This window comes from Chryseobacterium taichungense (genome assembly GCF_900109935.1).
GTDB classification, from domain to species: Bacteria; Bacteroidota; Bacteroidia; order Flavobacteriales; family Weeksellaceae; genus Chryseobacterium; species Chryseobacterium taichungense.
In genome coordinates this window covers 291,197-312,456 of record NZ_FOBV01000004.1, presented here as the reverse complement: position 1 = coordinate 312,456, position 21,260 = coordinate 291,197, and the positions used below count along the sequence as shown (strand labels likewise).

The 21,260-nt window shown below is 37.3% G+C and carries 18 protein-coding genes; 9 read left to right on the top strand and 9 right to left on the bottom strand.

The genetic code is table 11. The features are described from left to right. Window positions 1–10 precede the first annotated feature (10 nt). The 8 genes from BMW64_RS10770 to BMW64_RS10735 all read right to left on the bottom strand — a co-directional run bounded on the left by BMW64_RS10770 (window position 11) and on the right by BMW64_RS10735 (window position 9,494). On the bottom strand, window positions 11–2,356 hold the full coding sequence (locus tag BMW64_RS10770; RefSeq protein WP_089999966.1) for a T9SS type B sorting domain-containing protein: 2,346 nt from the start codon (window positions 2,354–2,356) through the stop codon (window positions 11–13). A gap of 75 nt (window positions 2,357–2,431) precedes the next feature. Beyond that, complete coding sequence (locus BMW64_RS10765) at window positions 2,432–4,534, bottom strand: T9SS type B sorting domain-containing protein (protein WP_089999965.1); 2,103 nt, start codon at window positions 4,532–4,534, stop codon at window positions 2,432–2,434. A 30-nt stretch (window positions 4,535–4,564) separates the two neighbouring features. Next, the gene (locus BMW64_RS10760) at window positions 4,565–5,173 is read right to left on the bottom strand and encodes a hypothetical protein (RefSeq protein WP_089999964.1); all 609 of its coding nucleotides are present in this window, start codon (window positions 5,171–5,173) and stop codon (window positions 4,565–4,567) included. Between the two features lie 89 nt (window positions 5,174–5,262). After that, window positions 5,263–6,498, bottom strand: a complete 1,236-nt coding sequence (locus BMW64_RS10755; RefSeq protein ID WP_089999963.1) for an MFS transporter — start codon at window positions 6,496–6,498, stop codon at window positions 5,263–5,265. A 93-nt stretch (window positions 6,499–6,591) separates the two neighbouring features. After that, a complete protein-coding gene (locus tag BMW64_RS10750) occupies window positions 6,592–6,954 on the bottom strand; it encodes a hypothetical protein (RefSeq protein ID WP_089999962.1) in 363 nt (120 codons plus the stop codon). A 69-nt stretch (window positions 6,955–7,023) separates the two neighbouring features. Next, window positions 7,024–8,523, bottom strand: coding sequence for a GH3 auxin-responsive promoter family protein (locus BMW64_RS10745; RefSeq protein WP_089999961.1), 1,500 nt, complete (start codon window positions 8,521–8,523; stop codon window positions 7,024–7,026). A 128-nt stretch (window positions 8,524–8,651) separates the two neighbouring features. Beyond that, entirely contained in the window at window positions 8,652–8,912 is a 261-nt protein-coding gene (locus BMW64_RS10740) for a hypothetical protein (protein WP_089999960.1), read from the bottom strand. Window positions 8,913–9,101: 189 nt separating this feature from the next. After that, on the bottom strand, window positions 9,102–9,494 hold the full coding sequence (locus BMW64_RS10735) for a hypothetical protein (protein WP_089999959.1): 393 nt from the start codon (window positions 9,492–9,494) through the stop codon (window positions 9,102–9,104). A gap of 240 nt (window positions 9,495–9,734) precedes the next feature. Here BMW64_RS10735 and mfd point away from each other — a divergent pair, with 240 nt between their 5' ends. The 7 genes from mfd to pth all read left to right on the top strand — a co-directional run bounded on the left by mfd (window position 9,735) and on the right by pth (window position 18,241). After that, window positions 9,735–13,103: a transcription-repair coupling factor gene (gene mfd, locus BMW64_RS10730; protein ID WP_089999958.1), complete on the top strand. Its 3,369-nt coding sequence runs from the start codon at window positions 9,735–9,737 to the stop codon at window positions 13,101–13,103. Between the two features lie 109 nt (window positions 13,104–13,212). Beyond that, a complete protein-coding gene (locus BMW64_RS10725) occupies window positions 13,213–14,031 on the top strand; it encodes a hypothetical protein (protein WP_089999957.1) in 819 nt (272 codons plus the stop codon). 17 nt (window positions 14,032–14,048) lie between these two features. After that, window positions 14,049–14,870: a hypothetical protein gene (locus BMW64_RS10720; RefSeq protein ID WP_089999956.1), complete on the top strand. Its 822-nt coding sequence runs from the start codon at window positions 14,049–14,051 to the stop codon at window positions 14,868–14,870. A 3-nt stretch (window positions 14,871–14,873) separates the two neighbouring features. Continuing rightward, entirely contained in the window at window positions 14,874–15,623 is a 750-nt protein-coding gene (locus BMW64_RS10715; protein ID WP_089999955.1) for a hypothetical protein, read from the top strand. A 77-nt stretch (window positions 15,624–15,700) separates the two neighbouring features. After that, window positions 15,701–16,555 (top strand): hypothetical protein, encoded by an 855-nt coding sequence (locus tag BMW64_RS10710; RefSeq protein ID WP_089999954.1) that lies wholly within the window; start codon window positions 15,701–15,703, stop codon window positions 16,553–16,555. A 102-nt stretch (window positions 16,556–16,657) separates the two neighbouring features. Then, complete coding sequence (locus tag BMW64_RS10705; protein WP_089999953.1) at window positions 16,658–17,590, top strand: hypothetical protein; 933 nt, start codon at window positions 16,658–16,660, stop codon at window positions 17,588–17,590. A gap of 87 nt (window positions 17,591–17,677) precedes the next feature. After that, window positions 17,678–18,241 carry an aminoacyl-tRNA hydrolase gene (gene pth, locus BMW64_RS10700; RefSeq protein WP_089999952.1) on the top strand — a complete coding sequence of 188 codons (564 nt, stop codon included), beginning with the start codon at window positions 17,678–17,680 and terminating at the stop codon, window positions 18,239–18,241. A 32-nt stretch (window positions 18,242–18,273) separates the two neighbouring features. Here the strand turns inward: pth and BMW64_RS10695 are convergent, their stop codons facing one another. Then, a complete protein-coding gene (locus BMW64_RS10695; protein ID WP_089999951.1) occupies window positions 18,274–18,711 on the bottom strand; it encodes a hypothetical protein in 438 nt (145 codons plus the stop codon). Between the two features lie 455 nt (window positions 18,712–19,166). Here BMW64_RS10695 and BMW64_RS10690 point away from each other — a divergent pair, with 455 nt between their 5' ends. Next, complete coding sequence (locus BMW64_RS10690) at window positions 19,167–19,649, top strand: hypothetical protein (RefSeq protein ID WP_177175269.1); 483 nt, start codon at window positions 19,167–19,169, stop codon at window positions 19,647–19,649. Window positions 19,650–19,959: 310 nt separating this feature from the next. Then, window positions 19,960–21,219: a hypothetical protein gene (locus BMW64_RS10685; RefSeq protein ID WP_143052681.1), complete on the top strand. Its 1,260-nt coding sequence runs from the start codon at window positions 19,960–19,962 to the stop codon at window positions 21,217–21,219. The last annotated feature ends 41 nt before the right edge of the window (window positions 21,220–21,260 follow it).

Genomic DNA, 21,260 nt, shown 5'->3' with positions numbered 1-21,260 from the left:
AAATTAATAATTAATCGATATTTTTTACCAATACCCAGCCGCTGTATTTGGTTTCGGTATTGTTTTTATCGTTTTCAGTCCATGTGATCGTATACCAATACGTTCCGGTCATGATTTTCTTTCCGTTGGAAGTACCATCCCATGTGTAATTTCTGATTTTGTCTGCACGGTACATCATGTTTCCATATCTGTCGTATACTGTGAATACCACATTTTTCTTGTAAGACAACGCAGAATAATCGATATAATCATTTTTGTTGTCTCCGTTCGGTGTAATGGCATTAAGTAGATTAGGAACCGTTACCTGAACGCTGATCGGATTACAGTCATAAGAGTCTTTTACATAAACTTTGTTCTCTCCTCTCGGAAGCCCTGTGAATACGTTTGAATCCTGCCAGTTGATTCCGTCAAGTGAGTATTGATAAGGTCCTTTACCTCCATTAACGGTTATCGTAAATGAATCATTATTGATGTCAATATTGGTGATTACAGGTTGTACAGAAGCATTTACTTTTACCAACTGTAATGTCCAGCATTTTCCAGTTTTCAGTCTAACCCAGTATGCACCTGCTCCAACATTGGAAATAGATTGGGTGGTAGCCCCCGTGCTCCATTCGTAGGCATCGAAGCCTGGTCCTGCGTCTAAAGTTGTTTTATCTTCTATACAGATAATTTTATCTTTAAGAACGCTGGATTGTACAGGAGGTAACACTTTAAGATTAACTTTTGCGATAGCAAAGCAATCATTTGCATTACTTACCCTTATATAGATTGTCGTAGTAGTTGATATATAATTTGAAGGGTTTGCAATAGGATTGGTTCCTGCCAGTGCATCAGCCTGTGTTGTAAAGTAAGCTTTTACCACTCCGGTCTGAGAAGTAACATTTGCTTGCGTAAGATCAAAAGTAGCCGTATTGGTAGCTGTCTCAATAAAGCATGATTCTAATGTTGCTTCAGTTACTGTGACAACAGGGAAATATTGTAAAGAAATTTCCGACTGTCCTGTACATCCTTGTGGATTAGTTACTCGTACATAAATTGTTTTAGGAGCTGCTGAGGTATAGCTTGCAGGATTCGCAATTTCGTTGATTCCCGCATTCATATCTGCAACACTCAGGTAGTATTTCTTAGTAACGTTACCCGGAGGATATACGTTTGCTGATGTCAGATCATAAAGACCAGTACCTGCATTGTTGTTGTTACAGGCTTTTAATGTAATATTTACGGCAGGAAGCGGTGCAAAGAACTGCAGCTGGATTTGTGCATTCCCGTAACATCCCTGATCCGTGGTTATTTTTACATAAATCGTTTTCGGAGCTGCTGATGAATATGCACCAGGATTCGTAATTTCATTGGTTCCTGCATTCATATCTGCCAAAGAAGGGTAGTATTTTTTTGTAACTCCTGCGGTCGGCGTATAAACGCTGGCCGAAGTCAGATCAAAAATACCTGTACCTGAATTGTTGTAATTACAGCTGGTCAGTGTAGCATTATTGGGTGTAATATTTCCCGGCACAAATTTTATTGATCCAATCTGTGTACAGCTATTGATAGGGTTATTAGGGTTTGTAGGATCCTGATAATGGATGCTATAATAATAAATAGTTGTCCCGTTTATTGTAATCGGTGTTGTAATAGGGCTAGATAAAGTAATGGCATCATTTACATTGTAATGATAAGTTACCTGGAAATTAGGATTTCCATTAACGATTCCTGCAGTAAGAGTGCTGAAATCAAATGTTGTTGGCAACTGACACTGCACGATTTGATTTGGCCCGTCAGGTGTTGCACTTGGAGTGCCAGGTGGTACAAAAGGATTCGGTGTTAAATTGGGATCTGTAAATGGCGATGCCAGAGTAGCAGTTCCTCCCCATGTTAAATCGAAACCATTGGCAGTAGATAAGAAGTTGTCAACGATAAGATAATAGGTTTCACCGGCAACAACATCCATATATGAACAAAAAGTAGGCCCTCCTGCGGGTTCTGAAGTATTTGTTGCAGTCATATTAAGTCCTGTAGGGCCATCTGCTCCGGAAAAGTTACATCTTATTGGAGTTCCCAAGCTGCCGCATGTCGGATTTGGACCATACACAGCCCAATCGTAATCATCTTCAAAAACATTCGGGTCAATTACAAATGTTAATGTTCCGGAAGTGGCGATGGTAAATTTATACCATACAGAGAAATGTTCTGACCCTAAACATCCCCCTAAGGGACTTTCCTGTACGGTCCCATGTCCACTTGGTGTATAGGACTGTCCGGAATTTCCACAAACCGCAATTGCTGAAGTACAATCCGACTGCGAAAAGATTATTTGTGAGAAAAATAAAACAATCAGTAGTATTAGTTTCTTCATTAGAAATGATTTATTATTTATTGTTATGTGAAAAAAACCGCCTGAAAAAGCGGTTTTATTTCACTAGTAATTAATTTAATCTCTGTTTTTTACCATTACCCATCCTGAGAATTTGAATGGTGTATTTTTTTTGTTATTCTCGTTCCATGTAACGGTGTACCAGTAGGTGCCGGTAGGTACTTTTTTGCCACCTGTGGTTCCGTCCCATTTGTATCCGTTGAACTTATCTGCCTGCCCAACTTTTACACCATATCTGTCAAAGATACTAAGCACTAAGTTTTGCTTGCTGGCTAATGCAGAATAGTCGATTACATCATTTACACCATCTCCGTTTGGCGTAATGACATTTACCAGGTTAGGAACAACTACCGTTATCGTAATAGGATCACAATCATATCCGTCTTTTACATATACGGTATTATCACCTCTGGCTACATTTTTGAATTCATTGGAATCCTGCCAGTTGATCCCATCAAGAGAATATTTGTAAGGAGCAGCTCCGCCAATTACATTTACTGTAATTGTGTTATTTGTAATGTCAACATTTGAAATAACAGGTTGCTCTGAAGCATAAACCTTTACCGTTTGTCTGGCAATACAGTTTCCTGTTTTCAGTTCTACCCAATAGGTACCAACGGTAACATTACTGATTGAAGAAGTTGTTGCGCCGGTACTCCATTTATATCCGCTAAATCCGGGACCTGCATCCAAAGTAGTAGTATCTTCCATACATATTATTTTGTCTTCCAAAACATTTGAATAAACAGGAGGAAGAACAATCAGATCTACTTTGGCAACGGCATAGCATCCGTTTGAATTGATCACTTTTACATATACTACGCCGGTAGGGGCAACATAAGTCTGGAAGTTTGAAATTATATTGGTGCCATTTACAGCATCAGCTACAGATGGATAGTATTCTTTCGTAATTCCCGTCATACTGGTAACAGGTGCTGTTGTAAGATTAAACATGGCGGTGGAAGGATTTCCTTCAATAAAACATGATCTTAGTGTAGCATCGGTTACTGTTACAATCGGATAGAAATTTAATGTAATCTGAACAATTTTCGTACATCCGTATGTATTGGTTGCTTTTACAAATGCATAGCCTGCAGCAGATGTGTAAGCATATGGCTCCATTATTTCATTAGTCCCATTATTAGCATCATTTAATGAAGGATAATATTGTAATGTAAGACCTGTTGTATTACCAATAGCAGCTGAAGTCAGATTATATAGTGCTGTTCCAGAATTGTTATTGCTACAGGATGTTAGCGTTGCAGGATTAAGAGGGAAAGATCGATCAGTAAAATTGATCGTTCCATATTCTCTACACTGATTTAAAAAGCTTGTAGGGCTTGACGGGTCTACATAAGCAATAGCATAAGTGTAGGTCGTCGTTGTGTTCACAGGAATCGGCGTTGTTATTGCATTGATATCATCAAAAGCATCTGTTCCGCTCCTGTAATATTTTACGATAAAGTTGGGGTTACCATTTAATATCTGAGAACTCAATGTGGAGAAGTCAAAAGTGACAGGATTACCACAGATATCAATCTTACCGTCATGATTTGGACCGGGCTCTAAAAATGGAAATGGCTGGTGTATTTGCGCAGAACCGTTGTCAAATGGAGTAAGAAGTGTTGCAGTGCCCCCAAAAGTCAGTGAAAACGGAGCAATATCTTGGGAAAAATTGTTTAAAAGCAAATGATATACCTGCCCCGGAAGTACATCTATATATTTAACATAGCCATCTCCACCACCATCTTCAGAGGTGTCGGTAGCCGTCATGCTTAAACCGGTAGGGTTTACTACGCCAAAATTGATGCCGGCATAAGAACATCTCAGTGGAGCAACATTTAAATTTGCACAATTATGGTTAGGACCATATAATGCAAAGTCATAATCTATACTTGGAGCCGCAGGTGTGATAAGAAACGTTAGTGTTCCGGCAGTTTGTACGCTGAAGGTCAGCCATATAGAGTTACTTTCACCATACAGGCAGGATCCTGTTGAATGTTCAGATTCATCATAGATTCCGGTGCCTCCCGGTGTGAGGGAAATGTCGGCGTTGCTACAAATTGGAATAGCATAAATACAGTCCTGTGGACCGGCAGGTGATTGTCCAAAAAAGGTACAGCTCACGAAAAGCAAAAAAAGAAGTAGATAATTTTTCATTTGTTTAGTTTAAAAATTAATACTTCTTTATTACTTGCTCCCTGGAATTAGTGATGAACCCCAGCTTAGCAAAGCATTACCTTTTGACTTCTGAAATTCATTAGAAGCTTTTTCGTAAAGTACCTTTGCATTCGCCTGGTCATTTGATCTTTCTGCAAGTTTCGCCTTTAAGATTGCTAATAAGGGATTGTCAGGGGCTGTTGCATCAGCTTTTGCAATTGCCTGATGAATAATATCCAGATATTTCTTTTCATCCATAGCACCTTTCATCTGAAGCTTCTGAAGGCAGATAAGTCCAGTCAATAGATTTACTTCATTGCTATCCTGTTGAGTATGTCCTCCATCAACATATTTTTTAGCTAAACTGCTTAACCCAGAAACATCCAGAGAAGGATTTTTTTTGAGTTGCAGCTCCGCTTTCATATAGACAGCCACTGCCGCATAATAATATGCTTCCCATTTTTCTGTCGGTTTTGTAGAGGTAAACTTGGAAAATTTCTGAAAAGCGTTTTCATAATCACTTTCTGTCTTAGCAGAGTTTACCTGTGAAACAGTTTGTTTGAAGTCTTTTTCACTGAAGGTTTGCGCTTGTAAGCAAAAGCCTACTACACAAAAACAAATAAGTAGAGTTTTTTTCATGTAAGGGATTTTTATATTACAAATATAAAAAATTATTGATTTTAAACTAAAGTTTTTGAAATTAATTTAATAAATTAGTATTTATGCTCCTAATATTTCATTTTTCTCAATTTTGGATTTGTCGTTCCTACTAGCAGTGCTACAAGCACAGTCATCGTTCCTCCGAACACTACAGAGCGCACTACACCGAGTAATTTTGCTGATAATCCGCTTTCAAATTGTCCCATTTCGTTACTCGACATAATGAATATTGAATTCACACTCAATACTCTGCCTCTGATATTGTCTGGTGTTTTCAATTGAACGATTGTTCCTCTGATAACTACCGAAATTCCGTCCAGCATCCCACTCATCATTAAAAACATGAAAGAGAGCCAATACAAACGGGATAATCCAAAACCAATGATGCAAAGCCCAAATCCTGTAACTACTGTCAATAAAATTTTTCCCTGATTTTTCCTAAGCGGAATAATCGACAGAATGGTAATAATACACATCGATCCTATATCTGAAGCCGCATTCAAAAGTCCAAAGCCTTCTGCTCCCACTTTGAGGATATCGGTGGCGTACACCGGAATCATCGCAACAGCACCTCCGAAAAGAACCGCAAACATATCAAGGCAAAGAGCTCCCAGGATTTCTTTTGTCTTAAAGATGTAAGAAATTCCTTCCCGCATACTTTCTATAACGTTAATATTCTCTTTTTTGTATTCGGAATGTTGTTTATTTAATTGAAAAAAGAATAAAGAAGCTAAAAAGATCAGTAATATAATCACAACCAGCGTCCATCTTACCCCAAAATATCCTATCAGAAATCCGCCCGTCGCATGGCCACAAACTGAAGAAATGAGAAATGTCGCCTGGTTTAAAGTGACTGCATTAGGGAGGTTTTCTTTTTTTACAATTTTAGGAATCATGGAAGGTACGATCGGACCGATAAATGCTCTGGCGATTCCTGTGAAAAAAATAACACCATAAATAAAATAGGTGATCTGATGTCCCGTAAAATGCATTTCGACATTAAAGAAGGCGGGAATCAGCAATAATCCTATTAAGAAAATATAAGCATAATTACAGATTAATAATAGTCTTTTCTTTTCATTCATGTCGATCACGTGACCTGCATATAATGCACAACTTACCGCCGGAATCACTTCCGAAAGTCCTATTAAACCAATTGAAAAGGGATCTTTTGTAAGCTGATACACCCACCATCCTAATAAAGTGGCAAGCATTCTGAAAGCAAGAACTATAAAAAATCTTCCCGTAAGAAGGTTTCTGAACTCGACATTTTGTAGTGTCTGTAACGGGGTAAACGAAATCATCTCACAAAAATAGCCTCAAATATTAATTCAAGGCTATACATATGCTGTTTTTTTAAATGAAATATTGTATGACAGTTAAAAGATAAAATCTATTTAGTCTGCTCTCGATGCGCTGATAACCAAAGCCGCAACTCCCGCAGCTCCGATTACTGTGGCTCCGATTGCTGTTTTAGCTTTTCTGCTGTCTCTTACGGCAGCTACATTAGATTTAGGAATAGTAACAACTGTACTGTCTTTTTTACCGGCAGTTCCGATGATATTATCTCCTTCTACATTACGGAATAATATTTTTTGGTTTTTTGAGCCATCTCTCATCATTACAGTATATGTTCTTCCTGCTTCAAGATTAGAATAATCATTTTTCGCAGTATCCATACTGTATTTTGTGGTTGCACAGGATGAAATTACAAATAACGACGTCAATAAAGATGATTTTAAAAGTACAGATGCTTTCATTATTATTTTTTAGTTTTCCAAATTTATAATTTTTTTCGAATATACGTTTCCGGAATTGAAAAAAAGTGCTTAAAGTTTGTAATTTTCCAATAATTCTGCAATTTTTCTGTCATTGGCGAGTCTTGGGGTTTTATTTTGCCCACCCAGTTTTCCCTGCGATTTGGCATATTCATGAAAGGCATTTTTCTTCAAATTGATGATATGAAGTTTTTGCAGAATATTTCCTGAAATCAGGTCGTCATAATATGTATTACGTTTTCTCAGCTGTAGGTCGAGTTCATTTTTAAACAACTCTAAATCTTCAGGTTCTTTCTCAAATTCTATATACCATTCGTGGTAAGGAAGTCCTTCTTTAGGATTTACATTTGGAGCGAGATGAAACTCCGTGATCTGGGCCGGATATTTTTCCAGGGTTGCTTTTATGGCTTCTTCCACTTCATAGGCAATCACGTGTTCTCCAAAAGCAGAAGTGTAATGTTTGGTTCTTCCACTTACTAAAATTCTGTGCGGATTTTTATCAATAAATCTTACAACATCACCGATAGAATACGCCCAAAGTCCTGAATTGGTTGTTAAGATCAAAGCATAATCTTTATTAAGCTCAATATCTTTTAAGGTTAATCTTCTCGCATCAGGTTTGCTATATTCTTCCAGCGGAACAAATTCGTAGAATATACCATGATCGGTTAAAAGTAATAATCCTTCTTTGGTATAGTCATCCTGAAAAGCAAAAAAGCCTTCAGAAGCAGGAAATGTCTGTACAATATCTACTTTTCCTCCGAGAAGCTCTTCCATTTTATCGCGGTAAGGCTCATAATTTACGCCACCGGTCACGATCAGCTGAAGATTCGGGAATATCTGTTTGATTTTTTTATGATGCTTTTCAACCAGCTTTTCAAAATACATAATCAGCCATGGTGGAATTCCGGAAATAAGAGTCATGTTTTCTTTTTCCGTTTCTTCCACGATTTTGTCGACTTTAGCTTCCCAGTCTTCCATTACGTTGGTTTCCCAACTTGGCAGCCTGTTTTTCTGCAGGTATTTTGGGATATGATGAGCGACAATTCCTGAGAGACGGCCTGTTTTTATTCCGAAAACTTCTTCAAGTTCGGGACTTCCCTGTAAGAAGATCATTTTCCCGTTTACAAAATCAGCATTATTGTTCTTGGCAATGTAATGAAAAAGAGCACTTTGAGCACCCTTTACCTGAAAGGGCATTCCTTCTTTTGATATAGGAATATATTTTGAGCCGGAGGTCGTTCCTGAAGTTTTTGCAAAATATTCCGGAATAGCTGTCCAGAGAATATTGGCCTGTCCTTTTTTTACTCTTTCAATATAAGGTTTGAGATCTTCATAATCTGAAATCTGTACTTTCTTCTGAAAATCGGCTATAGATTTAATATTTTCAAAATCATGCTCTCTCCCAAAAAGCGTTTTTTTTGCGGTCTCCGTAAGAGAAAGTAGCAATTTCTCCTGATTTTCCTCAGCATTTTTTTTGAATTCTTCAGCATCGCGTACATGCTTTTTTGCCCAGAGCAATGCGATATTTTTCTTTAGGAAGTTTAACATTCTTCAAATTTATAAATAACTGAAGAAACTTTAATATCCAATAACCAATAATCCAACAAAAAAACCGATGAATGAGTAGTCATCGGTTCTTCGAAATTTGATTATGAAAATAACAACTATTGTTGAGTCTACTTGTTTTCTTTGTACCTTTTATCCGGTGTGCCGTCTTTTTTGAGTTTTTTGTTTTCCTTATATCTTTTGTCAGGCGTTCCGTCTTTCTTCATTTTCGCAGCCGAAGGCGCTGCTTCAGCTTTGGTAACTGTTGCAGTTTTTACCGTTTTTGTTCCTTTAACAGTTTGCTGGGATGCAGATTTAACCGGCGCGGTCGTTTGAGCTGTTGCAAAGCCAAGTCCCAAAATGATTGACAATGCAGATAATAAATTTTTCATAGTAAATTGTTTTTTTGCTGTTTGTTGAGTCAAAGGTAGTCAAAATTGTAAAGGCAAATCTCATTTTCAGAAACTTAACTAAAGTTTATTACAGCTTAAAAAAACATTAAACGGTACGGTAAATACAAATAAAAACCTGCTTTCCTTGATGAAGAAAAGCAGGCCCTAACATAATGTATGAAAAGTTGGTTATCGAGTACAGTTAGCAGTCCACGATTTTCCATCCTTTATATATAATATTTTTAGTTCATTATTGTCAATTCTAATGTATGACGTCGCAGTAGATCCTACCATTACAAGGGTGTTATCACCTTGCTGATTAAATTCAACTCCATTAAGGTCAGGAATTCCGTTTGAAAAGGCAAAGTTATACTTTGTTCCGCTTGCGATTTTTGTTACAAATACACTTCCGTTATCTGAATTGATGTTAGTGTCTCCGTCTGTATAGCCTACGCTACCTTTGTAAGTTCCTGCGAAAAAATCGTTGTTCGCCGGATCGTCATCATCGCTGCATGATGTAATTGCCGTGACTGCAAAAAACATGAGCATGAATAGTCCTAAAATTCTGATTGCTTTTTTCATAATATTATTTCTTTAATTTTTGGTAGAGTATGATTTTCAAACAATGTGCCATTTGAAAAAGTGAAATATATTTTAACTTTTTATTTTGGATTTTAATAAAAATTAAGAATTACAGGCTTTTTTTTAAATATCATTATATATGGTAATGTCGTTTAAAAGATTAATAAGTATTATCTTTGTATAGATCAAACGGTTTCGGAAACTCCCGAAATCGCTTTTGTCGTTTATACAGAATTATCTATGCAGTTAAAAACCATTAGCGAGAAATTTCTGCCGGATTTACTTCAGAAAGAATTCGGAAAAGAAATTTTCAATCAACTGGAAAAAAATCAACATATATCCGTTAAGGGAAGTGCCGGATCAGCTGTTTCGATCTTTGTGGCAGAGCTTTTTCTTAGTCGCAACAAACATATCCTTTATATCATTGATGATAAAGAAGATGCATTGTATGCCAATACGGAAATGGAAGATCTTCTCGGAAAGGACAAAGTGCTGTATTTTCCCGCAGCTCACATGGAACCTTATCAGGTAGAAAAAACGCAGAATGCAAACCTGGTTCTGAGAACCGAAGCTATTAATAAAATTACTTCCGGAAGATCTCCAAAAGTCATTGTGGCTTATGCAGGCGCCTTATCGGAAAAAGTTCTGAAGAAAGAAGACTTCAAAGCCATTTCGCATCATATTAAAGTTGGAGATCAGCTAGATTTTGATTTTGTGGATGAATTGCTGAATCACTACAATTTTCAACAGACGGATTTCGTTTCGGAACCCGGAGAATTCTCTGTGAGAGGAGGAATTGTAGATGTATTTTCTTTTTCCAATGAAAAGCCCTACCGTATCACTTTCTTTGGAAACGAAATAGAAAGCATTAAAACTTTTGATATTGAAACCCAGCTTTCCGTAGATAAGGTGAAAGAATTTCAGCTGGTTTCCAATATGAATTTTACGGTGACCGGAAGCCGTGTCTCTTTACTTCAGCTGTTGCCTAAGGAAAGTATCGTAGTTTCTAAAAACGGAATTATCGGTATGCAGAAGCTGAAGACCTTTTACGAAAAAGCGTTGGAAAAATATGAAACGTTAAGCAAAGATATCGCCCACGGAACACCCCAGGAGCTTTTCATTTCTGATCAGGAATTTTTATTTGATTATAAAAAGTTTAATACCGTCGATTTCGGAAGCGTTTCTATTGATGGCCTCATCGAGATGAAGGATATAAAAATAGACCAGATTCCTCAACCGTCCTTTCATAAAAATTTCGAATTATTGATTGAAGATCTTGAAGAAAAACAAAACGAAGGCTTCGATACCTGGATTTCTTTTTCCGGGGAAAAGCAGAAAGAAAGACTGGAATCTATTTTTGAAGAGCTGGAACATGAGCTTCCGTTTAAAAGTTTTAAATCAGAAATTCATGAGGGATTTGTAGATCATGACCATAAAATCCTTGTGTACACCGATCACCAGATCTTCGACCGTTATCAGCGGTATAAATCCAAAAATACATTTGCCAAATCTGAACAGCTTACCCTGAAAGATTTAATGTCTCTCAAAATAGGTGATTACATTGCCCATATCGATCACGGCATCGGAAAATTTATGGGATTGGTAAAAGTTAATAATGATGGGAAAATTCAGGAATGTTTTAAACTTACCTATAAAAACGGTGACCTGTTGTATGTAAGTATTCATTCGCTTCACAAAATCTCAAAATATAATGGTCCTGAAGGACGCGAAGTGGTTTTAAGTAAACTCGGATCCCCAACCTGGAAATCTTTAAAACAAAAAACAAAGGCAAAAGTAAAGCAGATTGCTTTTGACCTCATCAAACTTTACGCCCAGAGAAAAACAGCCAAAGGATTTGCCTATAGCCCGGATTCTTACCTACAGAATGAGCTGGAAGCAAGCTTTCTCTATGAAGATACTCCGGATCAGGAAAAGGCAACCATTGATGTAAAAAAAGACATGGAAGCAGACACGGTAATGGACAGGCTGGTTTGCGGGGATGTAGGTTTCGGTAAAACTGAAGTTGCTATTCGTGCAGCATTCAAAGCGGCAACAGACGGTAAACAGGTAGCTGTGCTTGTTCCTACAACGATTCTGGCTTTCCAGCATTACAGAAGCTTTAAAGAAAGACTAAAAGATTTTCCGGTAAATGTGGCGTATATCAACCGTTTCAGAACGGCAAAACAAAAATCTGAGACAATGGAAGCGCTTAAAAACGGGAAAGTAGATATTGTGATCGGAACGCATCAGCTGGCAGGTTCGACCGTCAAGTTTAAGGATTTAGGATTGCTGATCATAGATGAAGAGCACAAATTTGGTGTTTCCGTAAAGGATAAATTAAAAACACTTAAAAGCAATGTCGATACTTTAACCCTTACGGCAACTCCGATTCCGCGAACACTGCAGTTTTCTTTAATGGCGGCGAGAGATTTATCCGTTATCAAAACACCACCTCCGAACAGGCAGCCTGTCGATACACAGCTGGTTGGATTTAATGAAGAAATTATTCGTGATGCTGTTTCGTACGAACTTCAGCGCGACGGACAGGTGTATTTTATCAACAACAGAATTGAAAATCTTAAAGAAATTGCAGGCCTGATTCAGCGATTGGTTCCAGACGCGAGAGTTATTACAGGGCACGGACAAATGGAAGGAAAAGAGCTTGAAAAAAATGTCCTGGATTTTATGGAAGGAAAATATGATGTGCTTGTTTCCACGACCATTGTAGAAAGTGGGGTGGATGTTCCGAATGCCAATACCATTTTTATTAATGATGCACAACGTTTCGGGATGGCAGATCTGCATCAGATGAGAGGAAGAGTCGGACGTAGCAACAGGAAAGCATTTTGCTACCTCATTACGCCACCCTACGACATGATGACTTCTGATGCCAGAAAACGACTGGAGGCCATCGAACAGTTTTCTGATTTAGGAAGCGGTTTCCAGATTGCCATGAAGGATCTGGAGATTCGTGGAGCGGGAGATTTGCTGGGTGCCGAACAGAGCGGATTTATTAATGAAATGGGATTTGAAACCTATCAGAAATTAATGCAGGAAGCCCTTGAAGAGCTTAAAGACGATCAGGAATTTGAGAATCTTTTTGAAAATGAAGAAGAAAGAAACAAGCTCTTTAAAACAACAAAAGACATCAATATTGATACAGATCTTGAGCTGATGCTGCCGGATTTCTACATCTCCAACACGGAAGAAAGATTATTGTTATACCAGAAACTCGCCGAAATAGACAATGAAAAAGATCTGGAAAAATTTGAATCTGAATTGATAGACCGTTTTGGGAATCTTCCTGAAGAAGCCATAAATTTATTAAAAAGTGTAAGTCTGAAATGGCTTGCCGCAGAGATCGGCTTTGAAAAAATAGTGATGAAAAATGGCGTGTTCTTAGGATATTTTCCGGGGAATCCTCAGGATAAATTCTATCAGACCAATAAGTTCAGGCATATCATAAATTATCTTACTCAAAATCCTGCCCAGGCTCAGCTGAAAGAAAAGACAGGCAAGGATGGAAATCAGCTGATGATGAGAAAAGATAAAATAAATAATGTAGATGAGGTAAATTCTCTTTTAAAATCAATGCTAAAAACAAATTGATATATATAATTCTAATTTTTTTGATTTATTAATCTTATATAACCTGTTATTTCAGGGAAAAAATGTGTTTTTTGTATTGTGATTTTTTTTACATTTGCAATCACTTATTATGGAAAAAAAAACTTATAGTTTATTTGCAGGAGTATTGCTTTTTATACAAACCAATGCACAGGTAGGTATCAAAACAGCTTCTCCCAATGCCACCCTTGATGTAAACGGAGCGACTACACTAAGAAAAGAACTTAGAGTGGGAGGTACTTCCACACAAGTTGGAAATTCCGGGCTAAACGGGCAGGTTTTGGTTTCGCAGGGAGAAGGATTGCCACCCGCTTGGAAATCATTAAATGTACCTCTCGTGGAAACGGGACAGTACAAGCTGACCAACTCATATCTTTTTTCAGACCAGAATGGTATTACGACCTTTACAAATAGTGGTGATGGCATTTATAAGAGTAATGTAGGGGACGATATCAGTGATACTAATACAGGTAAATGGATCAAATTAGGCGCCGTTGCAAATGCCATCGAAATTAAAAATGGAAATAACCGAATTACCTATCAGTTTCAGACAGGAGTTGAAATGCGGGCTCCAGTCTCGACAACTTCTGAAAATATTACTTTTGCCTGTGGAGTTTTTAGAAACGGAAAGCTTGTAGCAGTACGGCCGGACAAAATATCATCCAATAATAATTCTGGAAAGAACGGCTTGCAGGATTATATTTTTACCCTTAATTATACTGAGCAGGATGTCCCTGTAGGAACTCATCAAATAGAGGTTGCTTGCAGGAAAATAAATTCATCAAATCCTAACAGTGCTTTCGCAATTGGACATAGCTTAGTAACCCAGACTGGCGATCCTTATGTTTCCAATAACTTCATATTAGAATCTGAATTTAAAATGGACATCATTGAATTCATTACTTATTAACTAAAAATTAACCAAGGATGAGAAAATTAGTTTTACTGTTATCAATTGTTTCAGGATTTTTAATATCTGCACAGATAGGTATAAAAACGGAGTCTCCGAAAGCTATTCTTGACGTAAATGGTGATATGAACCTCAGAGGAAAATTATCGGTATTAAATACCAACAACAATACCATCTATGAGGGAACAAATGATCAAATATTAGTTTCTCAGGGTGAGGGATATCCACCTATATGGAAAAGTCTTCGTATTCCTGATTATGAAAAAAATAAATTCTTTCTTATTTACAATAATTCCTTTTCAGATAAAACGGGGACCACTTTTAATTCCACGGAAGAGCCTGCTAATCAGTCTGCATTAACTGCATTATCCAATTTATTTATTGAGGGTACCAGTTTCAGTTCGTTGGATACATTTAAAAAAATCCCATCATTATCGCAGCAGTTTGAGGCATATAGTGCGCAGAGTAAAGTATATTTTCAATTTGAGACGGTAGTTCAGGGGACTTTTGATGCTAATGGAAATCCCGATAGCTCAATAGATTATGCCTGTGGGGTTTTTATTGACGAAAAACTGGCGAATATAAGACTCAGAAATATTAAGGCAAGCTCAGCAACAAATACATTTATCACCCATAATCAGATCGGAATGGCTCAAAACCTTTCTAAAGGGATACATACAATAAGTGTAGGATGTAAAAGGCTAAAATCTTATAATACCAATGCAACACTTGGTATAGGAACTTATGTTCATAATAATATAAATAGCTTTATTACACAATCATTTCTTAGAGTTGATGTTTACGAAGTCCCTCAGGTATTTAATACAATTATAAATTAAATTATGAAAAAGATATTTATTATATTTTTATCTGCATTTTTTGGGTATGCGAATGCACAAATTGGTATTAAAATAGCCGAACCAGTAGGCGTTCTGGACATTAATGGTGATCTCAATATAAGAAGTTCGCTGAGAACGGGGGGAACAGATAATGTAAAAGGGAACGCAGGGGCAACGGGAACAATTTTTCATAACAATGCCGATCTTCAGGTGAATGACTGGAAAGAAATAAAAATTGCTGACGGGCAAGGCAGTATGTCTGTATTTTTCATTAATACAGCCAAAGATCAGCATGGAGCCGTATTCACTGAAAATGGAAATTCAGTCCCATATACTGAAAATTCTGAAATTACAACGGATTGGAAGGTATTGGAGGACACAGAATATGCATTCTCAGTAAGTAATGCTGTCAACAAAATTGTATTTACATTTCAGACTACTGCACAGAAAATGGGGAATGGAAATTCTTCATCAGGATTTGCCTGCGGTATTTTCTTAGATAATTATCTAAAAGCTGTAAGGACAGATGTTTTATTGGGACCGGAAGGATCTTATAAAATCTTTAACCTGAATGCAACACTTACTAATATTCCCCCGAAAAATGATTATAAGGTAAAAGCAGCGTGTATAAAAAGAACGTTGAACGGCGGAACATTAGGCATAGGTAAACCAGCTACTGATAACAATCCTTATCTCAATGCGACAATGTCACAGTCTATCCTTACTACCTCCGTACTGCAGTCTTATCAATAATTAATCAGTTACATTAAAGATTTTGTTTCCTGATCAAAGAAAATCAATATATTTGAGACGTTTAAAATTAATAACTTATGATCAGAAAATTTCTTTTTTCATCTCTTGCTGTTTTAGCACTAAGTTTTACCATTTCCTGCGACAATACAACGGAGGATCCGCCAAATCAGAATAACGGCAATTCAGGAGGAGGAACCACCATTACAGGGCCAAGAATTTTAAGCAAGATCACAAGCGGAAATATAGCGATGGAAGAATATATTACCAATGCCGGAATTCTTTCTCAGGCATACATAAGAGATGTGGGAAGTACCAATACCATTACGGCTACTGTAACGTATTCCGCTGACAAGATTACAAAAATAAAATATCAGGATAATGTTAATCCGCACGTTATAGATAATGTCTACAACCTTTCTTACACTGCTGGCAAATTATCGGGATTCACCATGGATCAAACGATAATGACAATCACCAATCACAGTGACTTCACAGTTTATTATGATGCAAACGGTCAGTTATACAGAATTGTTGAAAAGAAAAAAATGGGCAACAGCGCGGATTATACACATTATGTTGAAAGCAAATTTACATTCTCAGCAGGTAATGTAGCAAGACTGGATTATACCACCATGCTGATGGACGGAGCCAATCCTGATCCTTCAACTTCAATCCTTATGTCCTATGCATACGACAATTATGATTCTAAAATAAATCCATATAATACGCTGCCGAAAGAGTATTTTATGGTTACAGGTACCTTGTTCCCGATTAATTCTAATTCAATTTCGTTTAATAACGTGGGGAAAATCACCCTGCAGAATCCGTCTGGTCCGCCAATAAGTGTACCAAAAGGATATCTGTATGATTCTCAAAATTATCCGGTTTCGGATCAGGGGCAGGTGGTTAAATATATATACAAAGCGTTATAAGTATAATTTATGTTTAATAGTTTTGCCTGAAAATGAATTAAAATATGATTTTTATTCAAAAAAAAATTATATTTGTGGAAAAATAAATAATCCCACATTGGAATGAGACGACTTTTTTATTTTCTTTTGCTTTTAGTGAGCGTTTCTGCAGTTCATTCGTGCAAAGACCTATTAGATGAAGACGGAAACCCTCTGCTTGATATCAATGAAAACAGCGGACTAAACGGTGCACGTGCACTTTACAGAGAAATTACAGACTCTGATACACTGGCAACCTATTACTATAATGGCCTGCAAATGGCAAAAGTGACTAGTAGAAAAGCTTCTGTTACAGATGTGCAGTACAGTGGTAATAAAATCAGCAGAGTTACATTCAAAGGTTTTCTCGATGCAGATAATGATGGAACGCTTGATGTCGACAGTACTTCATACGAGCAGCAATTCACTTATGGTGCTACAGGCAGATTAGAATCGATCTCTGAAAACCGCTCGGTATATAATAGAACTCCAGCGGTGCCACCAACAACTCCAGCGGGACCATGGGTGCTCCTTCGAAAGTCTAAAACACTTTACAAATTAACATATAGCTCTACAACAGCAAAACTTGCTAAAATTGTAATGGAAACCGGAGATGAAGATCCAGGTGTACAGTTTGCATATACCAATTTTTCTGAAACCGCTTATGAATACGCGGGCGACAATGTATCGAAAGTTGTAAGAGGCTATGGGCCGATGTCAGGAGGTGTACACGGAACTGTAAATACAAAGTATCAGTATGAATTTTCAAACTATGATGCTCAGATCAATCCGTATACATTACTGCCAATAGAATATAAGATTTCCAGAATTCTGTCAACTGAACAAAATGATCTGGATAGCTGGATATTATCGCCAAATAGTCCTACAAGAAAATCAATTACAGATCTTATGCAGCTGGTTCCGGTACCAGTAGTAATCTCTACAAATTACAATTACGATGCACAGACCTATATGAGTAAAGGATATGGTATAAATTATATTTACAAGCCATTATAAAGAATAATCTTTACAATAATATCAAACTCAATCTTTACTTAGATTGAGTTTTTTATTTTAATACCTTAATTTTGCAAAAAATTTCTCATGAAATATTTAATAGTTGGCCTGGGAAACAAAGGCTCCGAATACGAAAATACACGTCACAATATAGGATTTAAAGTAGCAGATAAAATTGCAGAGACATTAGAAGTTCCATTCCAAACTACCAATTTTGGCTGGATGGCTGATGGGAAATACAAGGGAAGAAGAGTTTTGATACTTAAGCCGGATACTTATATGAACCTTTCAGGAAATGCTGTAAGATACTGGATGCAGAAAGAGAATATCCCACTGGAAAATGTTCTGATCGTTACGGATGATCTTGACCTCCCTTTCGGAACGCTAAGGATGAAAGCTAAAGGGTCTGATGCCGGTCACAACGGGTTGAAGAATATCAATGAGGTTCTACAGACGCAGAACTATGCACGTCTCCGGTTTGGAATTTCAGCAGATTTTTCTGAAGGCAGGCAGGTAGATTATGTGCTCGGGACCTGGAATGAGGAGGAAAATGCCGCACTGCCCGAAAGAATAGAAAAGTTTGCAAAAGCCTCTCTTTCATTTGTATTTGCAGGAATTAATAATACGATGTCTGCGTTTAATGGTAAATAATCACATGGAGCAGGCAACAGATTTGTTGCAGATTATCGTCTGTAGACGGTGATGTCTGTTATGATTCTTTTTTCAAGAAAGTTTTTTTCGTTGACTGTAAAGCGATAGTTATGTTCCTGCTCAAAAAATTCTAATGGCGTCGTAGTAGAATCATCGGCTTTCCATTTTATCATCATGAAAACTTCATTTCCAGCATTGATATCTTTATCAGAAAATGTGAATGTGGTACTGGGAAGAGGATTTTCTCTATCTTCTTTGAACTCGGACTTTGCTTTTTTAGGAGTTATCTGAGCCATATCTTTTAACAGAAGAGAAAAAGCTTTTCCTATGTATTTCTCTTTATTGGTTTCAAATCTTTTGGCATAGGCCAGGGTATCACTGACGGTTTTCTTACCGGAAGTTTCCTGAGCATTTATAGTCCCGAAAAATAATAAACAAAGGATAGAAAGGATATGAATATTTATCTTCATAATGAATGTTGGTATTTAATATTCAAAAGTAAGTATTTTTAACCACTCGTATCTTGAAAATTATTTTAACCGAATTATGTAAAAGTAGCCTACTTCATATTCATAAAAATCAGCATATATTTCAACAAAAAAGTAGTCTCGACTGGACTACTTTTTCTGTGACAAATGTAAACAAATTCTCATAATCTCCAAATAATAAGCTGTTGTTTTTTAATATGTTAATTAATTAGCAGCTGTAGTTTTCCTTAAAAATTGACCGTTTCAGAGCTAAAAAAACCGCTCCCATTTTTACCCTAAAAAAACAGAACCACATTGATTTCTAAATCATTGGTATTAAAAGTAGTCCAGTCGAGACTACCTTTTTTTACACAATGAAAAAACAAATGATGCTCCTTCTACAATTCCCTCTGCTCCTGCGCTTTAGCGTAAGAATAGTGTTTTGCACGATGTTTTTCATGGTCGTTTTTATCAGTTCCCAGACTCCTTTTTCTTACTCCGATTCGATACTTTTTATCTCTGAAAATTCTTATCTGTATATTGAATCACCGGTTGAAATTTACGTTGCTAAATCTTTATCACGAAAAAGTCAAACATCATCAAAACAGCTCAGCGCCAACAAGCGCAAAGTTTTCTTTGAGCTAAAATCGACGTCCGTTAGCAAAAAAGATATCAACCAAATAAATCAAGCCTGCTTTACAATTCCAAAGAGCTCGCATTATATTGGAAACACGAACAATCCTCTGTTAACAGCTGTTTTAGGAAATTCCTCTCCGGTAAAGCAACATCACAAAATGATGGATTCCGCTCTGAGAGTTTTCCTGGTCGTAAATCATGCTAAAAAGAAGCTTTTATATCTTCTTATTAACGATTTCCATATTTTAAAAATCACGACGAACCACTTCAGCCGCCCTCCGCCCGTAGTTGCGATATTTTATTAAACACAAATGACACGAATTAGTAAACACAAACGAGCACAAATAGCTATGCACAAATAAGACAAATGCTTTAATGCAAGAGGAAACTTCCCACTCCGTTTGTCTTCCCGTAGGGATCTTAGCAAACATTTTCACACAACAATTGTGAAATTAGTGTTCAATCCATTAGTGTCCATTCGTGTTAAAAGCCAGCTTTGCGCACTCTTATAAGTAGAACGCCTTTGTGAAACTCAAAAGCATATCATAGATAAGAAGCCTTAGCGCACTTCGTGTTCACAATTAAAAATATAAACAACAACCTAAATACAAAACAATGAAATATTTATTTGTAACCGCCGCTCTGCTGTTCAGCATGATCGCATTCGCACAAGTGGGGATTAATAACAATTCTCCAAAAGCAACCCTTGACATTACCGCCAAAACAAGCGGAACCAAACCCGAAGGGCTCATTATCCCGCAATTATCCGGTAATAATATCCATACGGCAACAGCAGCAGGAATCTATGGAGCAAACCAAATAGGGCTTATTGTTTATGCCTCTGCAGCTGACACTAACCCTACCGGGCCAACAGCCAATATTACCACTGCGGGATATTATTATTTTGATGGAAATGCATGGCAGAAAATGGCAGGTGCATCATCAGGAGATACTACCAATGATGCCTGGATAAACGACACAAACAACGGTCTGGTAAAATTAGGAGCCAAAGCAGATGGAACAGCAAGGGCAGCAGGATCAGATTTCATCGCCAAAGATAATGGGCAAGTGGGAATAGGAACAAGCAGCCCGGATGCGAGTGCTGCCTTGGATGTCACTTCTACTAATAAAGGTTTTCTTCCTCCTAGGGTAGCACTTAACAGCAAAACAGATACAAGTACCATTAGTTCTCCAACTGCGGGATTATTAGTCTACAATACAGGTACAGGAACTCTTAAAAGTTCAGGAATGTATTATTGGGATGGATCGCAATGGACAAGTTTGAAGGGTGATGGAGGAGCTTCCTCAGCTACAGATTTGAACATTGGAGAAACGCGAACAGCAGTGATTACAGTACCTACATCTTCATTTGTGACAAACTCAACAATAAGTCTTTACCGTACATGGATGAATGGAAGGGCTATTAACAATACTCAAAGTGTCAATTATAAACTTTTGTCAGATGCTGCCGGAAATACTGCTGGTTTCGTGAATTTTGGACCAAATGGCGCTTTAAGAATGGATTTCTCTTCCGGAGGTTATGCAGGATGCTGTGTAGCTCCAAAATTCGTAAATACTTCTTCTTCTCCAATATTTTATAGCTTAAACGCTTTATCAACATATGATGCAAATCTGTCCTGGGGTACAGGAATGTGGTTAGCAGCCGGAGCTGTATGTAAGCAAATCGACGGTAATGATGGATTTGGTTATGCTACAAATGATGGTAGCGAATATGTAAATGCTAATATCTTAATTCATAATACTACCGATGGCAGTGTGCAATTCTATATCGGGACCTGGTCTTTAATGTCTGCAAATGATGGGTTAGGACATAATAATACGTATGGATTATTTACCATTACCAGATACAAGTAAGCGTACCAGCCATCTGATCTTGCCTGCAATCTATAACTGAC